Here is a 12,652-nt window from a genome sequence, read left to right as displayed (position 1 = left end):
CGCGCACTCCCCCAACCCCACGTACTCCCCGATGCACTCCCCGCACCGCGAAGGACTAGCGAAGGACTGCCACCATGCCCTGCCCGCTCTGCGCCCAACTCGCCAGCACGAACGACCAGTTCTGCCCCGCCTGCGGCACCCCCCGGGCCGCCGCCCTCGACCTGGCCGCCGAGGAGCGCAAGCTGGTGACGGTGGTCTTCTGCGACCTGGTCGACTCCACCGCCCTGTCCGGCGCGCTCGACCCGGAGACGCTGCGCGAGGTGATCCTGCGCTACTTCGAACGGATGCACCGTCAGATCGAGGCGCACGGCGGCACCTTGGAGAAGTTCATCGGGGACGCGGTGATGGCGGTGTTCGGCGTCCCGGTGATCCGCGAGGACGACGCCCACCGGGCGCTGGCCGCCGCGCTCGCCATGCTGGAGGACCTGGAGGACCTCAACACCGAGCTGGACGCCACCCTCGGGGTGCGCCTGGACGTCCGGATCGGTGTCAACACCGGCCAGGTGGTGGCGGGTTCGGACGCCTCGGCGCGCCAGGCCCTGATCTCCGGCGAGACCGTGAACATCGCCGCCCGGCTGCAGACCCAGGCCGCCCCCGGCCAGGTGCTGATCGGCCCGCAGACCCTGCGCGCGGCGGGGCCGGCCGCCCAGGTGCACGAGGTCGGCCCGCTGCGGCTCAAGGGCAAGACCGAGCCGGTCACCGCGTACCGCCTGGTCGGGCTGGACGAGGACGACCCCGAGCTGCTGCGCCGCTTCGACGTCCCGCTGGTCGGGCGGGAGCGTGAACTCGCCCAACTGGACGCCGCGCTGGCCCGGGTGTCCGGCGGCCAGGGCGCCGAACTGCTGCTGGTCGTCGGCGAGGCCGGGATCGGCAAGACCCGGCTGGTGCGCGAGTGGCAGGAGCGGACGGGCCGGCACACCGCGCGCTGCGGCACCGGCCGCTGCCGCAGCTACGGCGAGCAGGGCGTCCTGACCCCGCTCGCGGAGGCCGTCGGGGCCCTGCTCGGCGGCCCGGGGACGCCTGCGCCCGCCGAGGCGCTGGACCGGCTGGCGCAGGCCACCGCGCCCGGGGTGAGCGCCGAACAGTCCCTGGACCGGCTGGCCGCGGTCCTGCGCGGGCGGACCGTCGAGCGCCCGGCCGTGCTGGTCCTGGACGACTGCCAGTGGGCCGGCCCGGTGCTGCTGGACGCCGCCGAGCGGCTGGTCGCCGCCCTCGGCCAGGCCCCGGTGCTGCTGCTGTGCCTGGCCCGGCCGGAGCTGCCGGCCTCCCGCCCGGAGCTGCCGGCGCTGCCGGTCGGCGGCCTGTCCTGGGACGAATCGGCGCTGCTGGCCGCCCAGTTGACGGAGCTGAGCGCCCACCAGGACGCGGTGCCGACCCGGCTGCTGGAGCGGGCCGAGGGCAACCCGCTGCACCTGGAGGAGCTGCTGGCCGCCCTCACCGAGGCGGACGGCCCCGCCCTCGCCGACGAACTCCCGCCCACCGGCCGGGCGCTGCTCAGCGCGCGGATCGACGACCTGGAGCGCGACGAGCGCACCACCCTGGACCTGGCCGCCGTGCTCGGTCGCGCCTTCACCGCCGCCGAACTCGCCCAGCTCGCCCGCGGCGGCGCCGACCAGGACGCCTTCGCCGACCCGGAGGACGACGTCTTCACCGGTCCGTTCGACGGCCTCCCCGGCCTGCCCGCGGGCGACGACACCCCGCCGCGGCTGCACGCCGCGCTGGCCCGGCTGGCCGAGCGCCGCCTGGTCGAACCGGCCGGCACCAGCTTCCGGTTCAGCAGCGGCCTGGTCCAGGAGTCGGTCTACCAGTCGATGTCCAAGCGGGCCCGCGCCGAGCGCCACGAACGCGCCGCCGACCTGCCGGCCGTCCGCGCCGCCGGGGACGCCGCCGTCGGCGGCCACCTGGAGCGCGCCCACCGCTACCGGCTCGAACTCGGCCTGCTGGACGCCCGGACGGACGCCCTGCGCACCCGCGCGGCGGCCGCCCTCGGCGTGGCCGGCGCCCACGCCCTCGCCCACGCCGACCTGCCCGCCGCCACCGACCTGCTGGAGCGCGCCGTCCGGCTGCACTACCCGAACGAGCGCACCGCCGGCCCGACGCTGCGCCGCCTCGGCGAGGCCCGGCTGGCGCTCGGCCGAGCCGACGAGGCCCTGCCCGTCCTGGCGCAGGTCCGCGACTCGGCCGCCGACCCGCTGGACGCCGCGCACGCCCGGCTCGCGCTGGCCGCGCGCGGCCTGCCGCCCGGCCCGGAGCAGCCCGCCGCCACCGCCCGCGCCGTCCTCCCGCTCTTCATCGACCTGCGGGACGACCTGGGCCAGGCCCGGGCCGGGCTGCGCCTGGCCGAGGAACACCTGCTGGCGGGCCGGCACACCGAGGCGGAGCGGCTGCTGGACGACGCCCTCGACCACGCCGCCCGCACCGACGCCGAGCTGGACCGGGCCGCCGTACTGGCCGCGCTGGCCGCCTCCCTGCTGGCGGGCCCCGAGCCCGTCCCGAACGCCGTCTTCCGGCTGCGGGCCCTGCTGGCCGGGCACGGCGCCGGCCACCGGACGGTGCGGGTCGCGCTCAACGGCCCGCTGGCCGTCCTGCTCGCCCTGCGCGACCGGCCCGGCGAGGCCGAACTGCTGCTGGCCGAGGCCAACGGCCTGGCGGGCGAGCTGTCGCTGGCCGACGCGATGGTCTCGCTGCCGGCCCTGACCGCCCAGGCCGCGGCGGCCACCGGCCAGACCGGGCAGGCGCTGGACCTGCTCGCCGACGCCGCCGAGGTCGCCCGCCGGCTGGGCAACGCCGCCCCGCTGCCCCGGCTCGCCCTCACCACCGCCCGCGCCCTGCTGGACACCGACCGCCCGGGCCCGGCCGCCCGCCACCTGGACGGCGTCGACGCCACGTCCGCGCTGCCGCCGGTGCTGGCGATCGAGCTGGACGCGCTGCGCGGCCGGCTCGCCGCCTCCCGGGGCGAGGCCGACCCGGCGCTGGAGCTGACCGCGGCCGCCGCCCAGGCCGCCGAGGCCACCGAGTCGCTGCTGCTCCAGGCGCTCACCGCGCTGGACCGCGCCCACGCGCTGCTGCTGCTCGACCGGCGCGCCGAGGCCGCCGTGGCGGCCGCCACCGCCCGGGACCGGTTCGCCGCCAAGGGCCACCTGCCGGGCGTGCGCCGGGCCGAGCGGCTCGGCGGCGCCCGGTGAGCGGCCCGGCCGGCCTCACCTGGAGCCTGCGCGGCCGGGCCGCCGCGGACCTGCCGGTGCTCGCCGACACCACCGCCCACGACACCACCGGCCCCGACACCACCGGTCCCGGCGGCGGGGGCACCGGCAAGGGTGTGCGGGTGTGCGTCGTGGACTCCGGCATCGAGCCGGACCACCCGTTGGTCGGCCCGCTGAACGGCTCCTGGGTGGTGGTCAAGGACCCGACGACCCGGGAGCTGGTGGTCCGCCCCGACCGCACCGGCGACACCTGCGGCCACGGCACCGCCTGCGCGGGCATCATCCGCCGCACCGCCCCGGACTGCGAGCTGTACAGCGTCCGGGTGCTCGGCGAACGCTTCACCGGCACCGGCGACATGCTGATCACCGGGCTGCGCTGGGCCGTCGAGCAGGGCTTCGACGTCGTCAACCTCAGCCTCTCCACCACCCGGACCCGCTTCCTGGAGGAGCTGCACGCGATCGCCGACGACGCCTTCTTCGCCCGCACCGCGATCGTCGCCTCCGCCCACAACACCCCGGTGGAGAGCTACCCCTGGCGGTTCTCCTCGGTCATCTCGGTCGGCAGCCACCAGGAGGACGACCCGGCCCTGCACCTGTACAACCCGGCGCCGCCGGTCGAGTTCTTCGCCCCCGGCCAGAACGTCCGGGTCCCCTGGCTCGGCGGCTCCACCATCCGCACCACCGGCAACAGCTTCGCCACCCCGTACGTCGCCGGGCTGTGCGCCCGCATCCTGTCCGGCCACCCGAGGCTGACGACCTTCCAGCTGAAGAGCGCGCTCTACCTCACCGCAGCCAACGTCCAGGTCGGCCCCGGTGCCGGTCCTCACCGTCCCCCAGGCGGGAGTTCGACGACCGGGCCCACCCCGTCCACCCCCATCACGGAGGCGCCCGATGACCCTCAGCACTGATCCCGCCGTCGACCCGCTGGCCCGCGAGCTGCTGCAGTCCGTGGTGGACGTGGCCCGAGCGATCTTCGGCGCCGAGGCCGGTTCGGTCTGCCTGCTCGACGAGGCGGCCGGGGAGCTGGTGTTCCAGGCCGTCTCGGGGCGCGGCGAGGAGTCCCTGGTGGGCCGCCGCTTCCCGGCGGGGAGCGGCATCGCGGGCTGGGTCGCCGCCTCGGGCGAGCCGATGGTGGTCGACGACCTGGGCGCGAGCCGCACCTTCGACCGGGCCTTCGCCGAGTCCACCGCGTACGTTCCGAACGCGCTGATGGCGGCGCCGCTGACGCACGGCAGCAGGGTGCTGGGCGTCCTGGAGGTGCTGGACCCGGCCCCGCAGGCCCGGTCCAGCCTGCCCGAGCTGGACCTGCTCGCCCTGTTCGCCCGCCAGGCCGCCGCCGCCCTGCGGGTCATCGCCGAGCGCTCCCCGGCCCCGGCGGCGGTGCCCGACCGCGCCGCCGCCCTCGACCTGCTGGCCGACCTGGAGGAGCTGCTGCGCCGTCAGCCCTGACGCGGTGCCAACCGCGCGATCGATCCGCGCTCCAGCGCCGCGTACACCGCGCCGTCCGGGCCGACGGCGATGCCGTGCGGCTCGGCGGCCGGGCCGGGCAGCCGGTGGCCGTCGAGCTGCCCGTCCGGGCCGAGCACCCCGATCCGGCCGGCGCCCCACTCGGTGAACCAGAGCCGACCGTCCGGGCCGCAGGTGATCGCGTGCGGCCGGGCCGCCCGGTCGGCCAGCGGGTACTCGGTGACCTCGCCGTCCACCGTGATCCGGCCGACCAGCCCGCCGCCGATGCCGACGTACCAGAGCGCGCCGTCCGTCCCGGCGGTGATCCCGACGGGGGCGGTGCCCCCGGTGGGCAGCGGGTGGACGGTCACCTCGCCCCCGACGGTGATCCGGGCGACGGCGTCCGCCTGGTTGAGCGTGCACCAGAGCGCGCCGTCCGGGCCGGCCGTGATGAACGACGGGAAGGCCCCGGCCCGCGGCAGCGGGTACTCCGTCACCTCGCCCTCGACGGTGATCCGCCCGATCCGGTCGGCGTTCAGCTCGGTGAACCAGAGCGCCCCGTCGGGCCCCGCCGCGATCCCGTAGGGCCCGGCGCCCGCCGTCGGCACGGCGAAGGAGCGCGTCTTCCCGTCGGTGTCGATCCGTCCGATCCGGTGGTCGCGCATCCGGGTGAACCAGAGCGCGCCGTCCGGGCCGACGGCGAGCACCGCGGGCCCGCACTCCGGCGCCCCGAGGCCGTAGCGCTCGACCGTGCCGTCCGCCGCCAGCCGTCCGATCTCCCCGGCGTGCACCAGCGTGAACCACACGCCCCCGTCCGGCCCCACGGCGACCCCGTACGGTCCGGCCCCCTCCTCGGCGACCTCGATCAGCTCCGCGATCCGTGTCATGCGAACCCCCACCCTCACTATCGCGACTTTTATCGCATTAGTGATGCTCGCACGCCCGCCCCGCCCCCGGCAACCGGGTTACTCCCCGTTCCCCGCGCGGCGGGCCGCCCGCGGAGCGGGGACACCGCGCAGGACGGAGACGATGCCCACGCCGGCGGCGCACACCGGGACGGCGAGCAGGGCCCCGAGGATGCCGGCGATCCCGGAGCCGGCCACCACGGCGACCATGATGGTGGCCGGGTGCAGCTCCACCGTCCGGCTCTGGATGAGGGGTTGGAGCACGTTGCCCTCGAACAGCTGGACCGCCATCACCACGCCGAGCGCCCACAGCGCCGTCCCGATCCCGCCGTCGGCGAGCGCGACCAGCACGGACACCGCCCCGGACAGGAAGGCCCCGACGAACGGGATGTAGGCGCCCATGAACACCAGCGCGCCCAGCCCCGGCGCGCCGGGCACGCCGAGCGCCACCAGGCCGATGGTGATGAAGGTGGCGTCGATCAGCGCGATCAGCGAGGTGCCGCGCATGAAGCCGGCCATCGCGTCGAAGGCCCGCTCGGCACAGGCGATCACGGTCTCGGCGCTGCGCTCGGGCAGGTAGGAGCGGATCGTGTCGCCGGTGCGGTGGCCGTCCCGGAGGAAGAAGAACACCAGGGCGAGCGCCAGCACGCCGCCGGCGATCAGCTGGGTGGCCAGGCCCAGCCCGGACAGCACGCCGTTGGTGACGGTCGAGACCAGCGAGTTGGTCTCCCCCTTGGCGTTGTCCAGCGCGTGCCGGATCTTCTCCCCGGTCGGGCCGAGCCACGCGGCGAGCTGGTTGCCCGCCTGCTGGAGGGACTCGGCGATCTGCGGGGCGCTGTGCACCAGCGCGTTGACCAGCAGCGCGATCACCCCGCTGACAGCGGCGACCAGCAGCACGCAGGTGAGCCCGGCGGCCAGCCCCCGGTTCACGCCCCGCCGGACCATCCACGGCACCGCCGGGTAGAGCAGCGAGGCCCCCAGCAGCGCCAGCACCACCGGCACGGTCGCGGCCCGCAGCTCGACCAGCGCGAGGACCAGCAGCGAGGCGAGCGCGAGCAGCAGGATCACCGCCGCGGCCCAGGCGGCCGCCTGCCGGACCACCGGCGGCAGCATCAGGTACGGCCTGCGGGGGTCCGGCGCGGCCCCGCCCACGAACCGGGGCTCCACCGCCGGACCCTCCCCAGCCGGATGCTCCTCGGGCACGGCCACCTCCGCCTGGCTCGTCGACGAGTCCGAATCGCCCCGTCTCGGCGGACGATCCGTCAGCGTGCCCGCTTCCGGCCGTCTCCCCGGCGACAACGGCACGCCGCCGTCCGGCCGATCAAGGGTGGAGCCGATTCAATCCGCCCCCCGTCCGTCGCGTACAGAGCAGCCGGTGGAGCTCACCTCATCGGACGAAGCGCCCTGGCGGACACGTTCGAGCGCCGGACCTCAGTTCGCCCCGGAACGCCCCCGTCCACCCGGAGCGGCCGACCCCGTCCAGCAGGCGGCAGGCTCACCGGTGGCCGTCCAGGACGGCGCGCAGCACGCCGATCCGGTTGCTGGTGATGGAGGCGACCCCGGTGTCGCGCAGCCGGCGCATGGTGCGGCGCAGGTCGGCGGTCCAGGTGGAGACGGCGAGCCCGGCGTCCGCGGCGGCGGCGGTGAACTCGGGGGTGACCAGGCCGAACGGCGGGTTGAGGTAGCGCGGGCGCAGGTCGTCGAGCAGGGCGCGGACGGGCAGCCGGGGCTCCTTCCAGGTGAGGGCGATCTCGGCGCCGGGCGCCAGCGCGCGGACGGCGAGCATGGCGGTGGCGGGGCCGCAGAAGGAGACCAGCCCTTCGGCGCCGAGGCCGGTGACGACGGACCAGGTGGCGGCGACGGGGCCGGGATCGTCGAGGTCGATGAGCAGCCGGGGGCCTCCGGCGGCCGCGACGACCTTGACCGTCTCGGCGAGGGTCGGGACGGCGAGCGGCCCCCGGCGCAGTTCGTCGAGCTGCGCGGTGGTGACCCGGCCGATCGACCGCGGGTCGCCCCAGAGGCGTTCCAGGGTGCGGTCGTGCAGCAGGACGGGCACCCGGTCGCGGGTGAGCTGGACGTCCACCTCGACGGCGTCGGCGCCGGCGGCGAGCGCGGACTCGACGGAGGGCAGGGTGTTCTCGCGGTGGCGGTACGGGTCGCCGCGGTGCGCGACGGCGAGCACCCGGCGGCGGTCGGCGGCCGGTTCCCCGACCGCGCGGACGGCGCTCTGGGTGGTCGGCAGATGCGGGTGGGACATCCCGGGCGGGCCTCTCGTTCGGAACCGGTACGGACGGGGCTCGACGCGCCGTCGGCGCGCGGCACGCGGCTAACGACGCTCGATCATCACATTGGTGGACTTGATGACCGCGGTGGCGGGGGCGCCGGGGACGAGGTTCAGCTCCTCCGCCGACTCCCGGCTGATCAGCGACACCACCCGGAAGGGCCCCGCCTGGACCTCCACCTGGGCCGCGACGTCGCCGAGCACCACGTGGGTGACGATCCCGGGGAAGCGGTTGCGGGCCGAGGACGGACGACCCTCGGCCTCGGCGTTCTCCGGGCGGGCCAGCTCACGGGCGAAGGCGGCGAGGTCGACGCCGGGGATGATCCGGTGGCCGTGCTCGTCCCGCTCGGCCGCGACCCGCCCCGCGTCCACCCAGCGCCGCATGGTGTCGGCACTGACCCCGAGCAGCGCCGCGGCTTCACCGATGCGGTACGGGTTGACCGGCGCCTCGGACTGGCCCATGTACGACTCCTGACACTGACTCGGGAACTGCCCCGGGGCTGGCCCGGGGAACGTGGGACGGGAACGGGGACGCCGCACGCGCGGCGGGCCGTCGCCGTCATCCTGCCGTACCGGCGGCCGGGGCCGCCAAGCGAGGCGGGTCAGGGCTCGCCGAAGAGGTCGCGGCGCACCGCGTCCCCGGCGGTGAGGACGGCCCCGGCCAGCACCGCGCCGCCGCCCGCCGTACCGGGCCGGACCTCGGTGCGCAGCGGCGACAGCTCGGCCAGCCGCCGTTCGACCCGGCCGGCCAGTTCGGCGCCGCCGGCCCGGCCGAGCTCGCCGCCGAGCACCACGCAGCCCGGGTCGAGGACGACGCAGATGCTGGCGGCGCCGACCGCGATCCGCGCGGCCAGTTCGTCCAGGAACGGCCCGCCGGGCCCGTCCGGGCCGAGGGCGTCCAGCGCGGCGCGGACGGCCGCCTCGGCGGCGGGGGCGTCCCCGGCGGTGCCGGCGGGCAGTCCGTGGGCGCGGGCGAGCTCGCAGACGGCGGCGCTGCCGGCCAGGCTGTGGAAGCCGCCGTCGCAGCCGGTGGCGCTGGGCAGGCCGCCGGTGCCGGGGACGGGCAGGAAGCCGATCTCGCCGGTGCCGCCGGAGAAGCCCCGGCGCAGCCGGCCGTCCAGGACGACGGCGGCGCCGACGCCGTGGCCGAGCCAGAGCAGCACGAAGGTGTCGCGGTCGCGGGCGGCGCCGATCCGGTACTCGGCCCGGCCGGCCAGGTTGACCTCGTTCTCCAGGATCACCTCGGTGCCGGGCAGCCCACGCAGTTCGGCGAGCAGTTCGGCGTGCCAGGCGGGGAGTTTCCCGGTGCTGTTGAGGCGCCCGGTGGCGGGGTCGACCAGTCCGGGGGCGCCGACGGCGACGGTGTGCAGCCGTTCGACGCCGACGCCGCGCGCGGTGTCCAGCAGGGTGCGCACCAGGTGCTGGGCGGTGTCGGGCGTCCCGTCGCCGTGCACCGGGACCTCGGCGCTGGCGAGGGTGCGCCCGGCGAGGTCGGCGACGACCAGGCTGACGCCGCCGGAGCGCACGTCGAAGGCGGCGAGGTGGGCGCGGGAGGCGACCAGCGCGTAGAGCCGGGCGTTGGGGCCGCGCCGCTGCTCGCCCCGCTCGCCGACGACGGCGACCAGGCCGGTGCGCTGGAGGCGGTCGAGCAGGTCGGCGACGGTCGGCCGGGAGAGGCCGGTGAGGTCGCGCAGCTCCGTCGCGGTCAGGGGGCCCTGTTCGAGGAGCAGGTTGAGGGCCAGCCGGTCGTTGATCGCCCGGGCGGTGCTCGGCGTGGCCGTGCGCGCGGTGGTCATGGCGGCTCATCCTTCCAGAGTGTTTCTATCAGGGTCCCTTCCTGATAATTTTATCGAACCATCCGCCGGACGGCCGTCGCCGCCGCGCGGACCGAACGGCCTGCACGTAGACCACCCTCAGGCACGTCAGAACCACCGCCGGGCACGTCAGACCACCCACCAGCACGTCAACCACCCACACAGGGCACCGTCGCGCCGCCCCGCCTGCGCGACCCGGGAGGGAACGCCGGATGAGCACCACCGCACACTCACTGGAGCCACTGGCCTCCCCACGCCGGGCCAGGGCGGGCATCGCCCTGGTCTTCGGCGTGCACGGCGCCGTCAGCGGCAGCTTCGTCACCCGCATCCCGTGGATCCAGGACCGCCTCGACCTCTCCCCCGGCCAGCTCGGCCTGGCCCTGGTGATGCCCGCCATCGGCTCCTCCCTCGCGATGCCGCTGGCCGGCCGGTTCGTCCACCGCTACGGCGGGCGGGCGGCCGTCCGCGGACTGATCTCGCTCTGGTGCCTGGCCCTCGCCCTGCCCGCGCTCGCCCCCTCACTGCCGGTGCTGTGCGTGGCGCTGCTCGCGTACGGCGCCTCGGCCGGGATGGCGGACGTCGCGATGAACGCGCAGGGCGTGGAGATCGAACAGCGGCTCGGCCGCTCGATCATGTCCGGACTGCACGGGATGTGGAGCGCCGGCGGGCTGCTGGCCTCCGGCTTCGGCATCCTGGCCGCCCACCTCGACCTCGACGCCCGGCTCCAGCTGGCCGTCACCGCGCTCGTGCTGCTCGCCCTCGCGCAGCCCGTCTGCCGCAACCTGCCCGACCTGCGGGCGCCGGAGGGCGCGGAGGAGCCGCCGCGGTTCGCACTGCCGCCGCGCAGCTCGCTGGTGATCGGACTCGTCGGCTTCTGCGCCGTCTTCGCCGAAGGCGCCTCGATGGACTGGAGCGGCGTCTACCTGCGGGACGTCACCGGCGCCTCGGCCACCGTCGCGGCCGCCTCCTACACCGCCTTCTCCCTCACCATGGCCGTCAGCCGCCTCTGCGGCGACGCGGTGGTCCGCCGGCTCGGCGCCGTGCGCACCACCCGTCTCGGCGGCGCCGTCGCCACCGTCGGCGGCCTGCTGGTGGTGGCCGCCGACAGCCCGGCGCTCGCCATCCCGGGCTTCGCCCTGATCGGCATCGGCATCGCGGTCACCGTCCCGCTGGCCTTCGCGGCGGCCGGGCGGATCGGCAGCAACCCCAGCCAGGCCATCGCGGGCGTCGCCACCGTCACCTACACCTCCGGCCTGGTCGCGCCCGCGATCATCGGCGCCCTCGCCCAGGCGACCTCGCTCACCGTCTCCTTCGGCCTGGTCACCGCGCTCGCCTTCGCGCTGCTGCTGAGCGCCGGGGCGCTGCGCCGGGCCGAACGGAATTCCCCCGGATCCGGCGCCGAGAATGTGACCGCAACGTCACCGGAAAGCACTTCGAAAAAAGATCTCTCTGCGATATGATCTAGGAAATTCCGGGGAATTCCTCGCTAATATCGCCGACCGCCGGGCGCATTCCGCGCCCGGCGGTTTCGCGATCCGTGAGGTGGACCCCGTGTGCTACGACCCCGACGCCGCCCCGCCCGCCGTCACCCCCGCGCTCTGGCCCCTGGCCGAGGCGGCGGCGCTCACCCTGACCTCGGCGGACGGCACCGAGTTCGCCGCCTTCCTGGCCCGCCCCGAGGTGGTTACCGGGGTCGGCGTCCTCGTCCTGCCGGACAACAAGGGCCTTTCCGGCTTCTACCGGCAGACCGCCGCCCGGCTCGCCGAACAGGGCCACCCCGCGCTCGTCGTCGACTATTACGGCCGCACCGCCGGAGCCGATCCGGAAAGCCGCCCGGAGGAATTCGGCGACCTGCCCGGCCTGCTCCGCCACCTGCTCGCCCTCACCCCCGAAGGCCTGGACGCCGACCTGGCCGCCGGCCTCGCCCGGCTGCGCGCAAGCGGGCCGGCCGAGGTGGTCGCGCTCGGCTTCTGCTTCGGCGGCCGGCAGGCCTTCCGCGCCGCCGCGCCCCGGTTCGGGCTGGCCGGCGCGGTCGGCTTCTACGGATACCCCGACGCGATCAACGGCTCCCCGGGGCCCACTCAGCTCGCGGCCGGCCTCAGCGCGCCGATCCTCGCCTTCTGGGGCGGCGCGGACGAGCACATCCCGCCCACCGCCGTCGACGCCTTCGACGCGGCCCTGACCGCCGCCGGCAACCCGCACGAGTTCGTCACCTACCCGGGCGCGCCGCACAACTTCTTCGAGCTCTCCGCCGTCGAATATTCGGACGCGGCCCGGGACTCCTGGCGACGTCTGCTGGGATTCCTCGCCGACCGCTCCGCATCCGCGACCCCCCGGAGGACGCCCTGATGTCCCGCCTGTCCCGCTTGTCTCGTCTGCCCCGCCCGTCCCGTCGTGCGCGGCTCGCCGCCGCCACGGCCGCCCTCGCCACCGCCGCGGTGGCGCTCACCGCCCCGCCGGCCCCCGCGGCCACCCCCACGATCACCCCCGCGGTCGCCGCCGACTTCGGGCCCGCCGAGATCCGCACCGGCATGTACGCGGGCCCGGACGACCTGTGCCTGGAGGTCGCCGACTGGCGCACCGACGACGGCGCCCCGGTCCGGATCTGGACCTGTACCGGCGGCGCCAACCAGCAGTGGACCCAGAGCGCCCGCGGCTGGGTGAACCTGAACAGCGGCAAGTGCCTGGACATCCCGGCCTTCAGCACCACCTGGGGCACCCAGGCCGACCAGTGGACCTGCGACGGCGGCGCCAACCAGAGCTGGAGCGACCCCCCGGCCAGCCACCCCGGCACGCCCCGCCGGATCGTGAACGGCTACAGCGGCCTCGTCCTGGACGTCTCGGGCGGCGCCCTGACCGACGGCACCCCGGTGATCCAGTGGGAGTTCCACAGCGGCGACAACCAGTTCTGGCACTACAACCCGGAAAAGCCCCCGTACAGCTGACCGCGACCGCCCTCGACGCCAGGTCCTGTCTGGCCAATCTTGCCGGGCCCGCGACGCC

11 protein-coding genes are annotated in these 12,652 nt (G+C 76.1%); 6 read left to right on the top strand and 5 right to left on the bottom strand.

What is annotated here, in order from left to right:
- Positions 1-74 precede the first annotated feature (74 nt).
- Genes ACFWPI_RS21785 through ACFWPI_RS21775 form a run of 3 tightly spaced genes read left to right on the top strand, consistent with a single transcriptional unit; the run spans position 75 to position 4,652 of the window.
- Complete coding sequence (locus ACFWPI_RS21785; RefSeq protein ID WP_380372085.1) at positions 75-3,185, top strand: adenylate/guanylate cyclase domain-containing protein; 3,111 nt, start codon at positions 75-77, stop codon at positions 3,183-3,185.
- Positions 3,182-4,111: a S8 family serine peptidase gene (locus ACFWPI_RS21780; protein ID WP_380372082.1), complete on the top strand. Its 930-nt coding sequence runs from the start codon at positions 3,182-3,184 to the stop codon at positions 4,109-4,111. Before ACFWPI_RS21785 ends, ACFWPI_RS21780 begins: the two co-directional genes overlap by 4 nt.
- Positions 4,095-4,652 carry a GAF domain-containing protein gene (locus ACFWPI_RS21775; RefSeq protein WP_063346190.1) on the top strand — a complete coding sequence of 186 codons (558 nt, stop codon included), beginning with the start codon at positions 4,095-4,097 and terminating at the stop codon, positions 4,650-4,652. Before ACFWPI_RS21780 ends, ACFWPI_RS21775 begins: the two co-directional genes overlap by 17 nt.
- On the opposite strand, the gene ACFWPI_RS21770 is transcribed toward ACFWPI_RS21775, so the two are convergent.
- The 5 genes from ACFWPI_RS21770 to ACFWPI_RS21750 all read right to left on the bottom strand — a co-directional run bounded on the left by ACFWPI_RS21770 (position 4,643) and on the right by ACFWPI_RS21750 (position 9,631).
- Positions 4,643-5,536 (bottom strand): virginiamycin B lyase, encoded by an 894-nt coding sequence (locus tag ACFWPI_RS21770; protein WP_380372079.1) that lies wholly within the window; start codon positions 5,534-5,536, stop codon positions 4,643-4,645. The genes ACFWPI_RS21775 and ACFWPI_RS21770 overlap by 10 nt on opposite strands.
- Before the next feature lie 78 nt (positions 5,537-5,614).
- Positions 5,615-6,721 (bottom strand): AI-2E family transporter, encoded by a 1,107-nt coding sequence (locus tag ACFWPI_RS21765; RefSeq protein WP_380372077.1) that lies wholly within the window; start codon positions 6,719-6,721, stop codon positions 5,615-5,617.
- Between the two features lie 328 nt (positions 6,722-7,049).
- Positions 7,050-7,811: a glycerophosphodiester phosphodiesterase gene (locus tag ACFWPI_RS21760; protein WP_380372074.1), complete on the bottom strand. Its 762-nt coding sequence runs from the start codon at positions 7,809-7,811 to the stop codon at positions 7,050-7,052.
- A 69-nt stretch (positions 7,812-7,880) separates the two neighbouring features.
- Positions 7,881-8,297 (bottom strand): molybdopterin-binding protein, encoded by a 417-nt coding sequence (locus ACFWPI_RS21755; RefSeq protein WP_208869038.1) that lies wholly within the window; start codon positions 8,295-8,297, stop codon positions 7,881-7,883.
- Positions 8,298-8,437: 140 nt separating this feature from the next.
- Positions 8,438-9,631 (bottom strand): ROK family transcriptional regulator, encoded by a 1,194-nt coding sequence (locus ACFWPI_RS21750; protein WP_380372071.1) that lies wholly within the window; start codon positions 9,629-9,631, stop codon positions 8,438-8,440.
- 230 nt (positions 9,632-9,861) lie between these two features.
- Between ACFWPI_RS21750 and ACFWPI_RS21745 the strand changes: the two genes are divergently transcribed.
- The 3 genes from ACFWPI_RS21745 to ACFWPI_RS21735 all read left to right on the top strand — a co-directional run bounded on the left by ACFWPI_RS21745 (position 9,862) and on the right by ACFWPI_RS21735 (position 12,594).
- A complete protein-coding gene (locus ACFWPI_RS21745) occupies positions 9,862-11,109 on the top strand; it encodes an MFS transporter (RefSeq protein WP_063346193.1) in 1,248 nt (415 codons plus the stop codon).
- A gap of 91 nt (positions 11,110-11,200) precedes the next feature.
- A complete protein-coding gene (locus ACFWPI_RS21740) occupies positions 11,201-11,998 on the top strand; it encodes a dienelactone hydrolase family protein (RefSeq protein WP_380372067.1) in 798 nt (265 codons plus the stop codon).
- Positions 11,998-12,594 carry an RICIN domain-containing protein gene (locus tag ACFWPI_RS21735; RefSeq protein ID WP_380372064.1) on the top strand — a complete coding sequence of 199 codons (597 nt, stop codon included), beginning with the start codon at positions 11,998-12,000 and terminating at the stop codon, positions 12,592-12,594. Before ACFWPI_RS21740 ends, ACFWPI_RS21735 begins: the two co-directional genes overlap by 1 nt.
- Positions 12,595-12,652: the final 58 nt, after the last annotated feature.

This window comes from Kitasatospora sp. NPDC058492, from assembly GCF_042720685.1.
Classification (GTDB): Bacteria; Actinomycetota; Actinomycetes; order Streptomycetales; family Streptomycetaceae; genus Kitasatospora.
Note: the sequence above shows the minus strand (reverse complement) of the source record. Positions and strands in the feature narration are given on the sequence as shown.

What these genes read in the sequence shown, in the direction of transcription:
- ACFWPI_RS21750 (WP_380372071.1), bottom strand. Translation starts at nt 9,631, where the DNA reads ATGACCACCGCGCGCACGGCCACGCCGAGCACCGCCCGGGCGATCAAC.
- ACFWPI_RS21735 (WP_380372064.1), top strand. Translation starts at nt 11,998, where the DNA reads ATGTCCCGCCTGTCCCGCTTGTCTCGTCTGCCCCGCCCGTCCCGTCGT.
- ACFWPI_RS21755 (WP_208869038.1), bottom strand. Translation starts at nt 8,297, where the DNA reads ATGGGCCAGTCCGAGGCGCCGGTCAACCCGTACCGCATCGGTGAAGCC.
- ACFWPI_RS21770 (WP_380372079.1), bottom strand. Translation starts at nt 5,536, where the DNA reads ATGACACGGATCGCGGAGCTGATCGAGGTCGCCGAGGAGGGGGCCGGA.
- ACFWPI_RS21745 (WP_063346193.1), top strand. Translation starts at nt 9,862, where the DNA reads ATGAGCACCACCGCACACTCACTGGAGCCACTGGCCTCCCCACGCCGG.
- ACFWPI_RS21785 (WP_380372085.1), top strand. Translation starts at nt 75, where the DNA reads ATGCCCTGCCCGCTCTGCGCCCAACTCGCCAGCACGAACGACCAGTTC.
- ACFWPI_RS21775 (WP_063346190.1), top strand. Translation starts at nt 4,095, where the DNA reads ATGACCCTCAGCACTGATCCCGCCGTCGACCCGCTGGCCCGCGAGCTG.
- ACFWPI_RS21760 (WP_380372074.1), bottom strand. Translation starts at nt 7,811, where the DNA reads ATGTCCCACCCGCATCTGCCGACCACCCAGAGCGCCGTCCGCGCGGTC.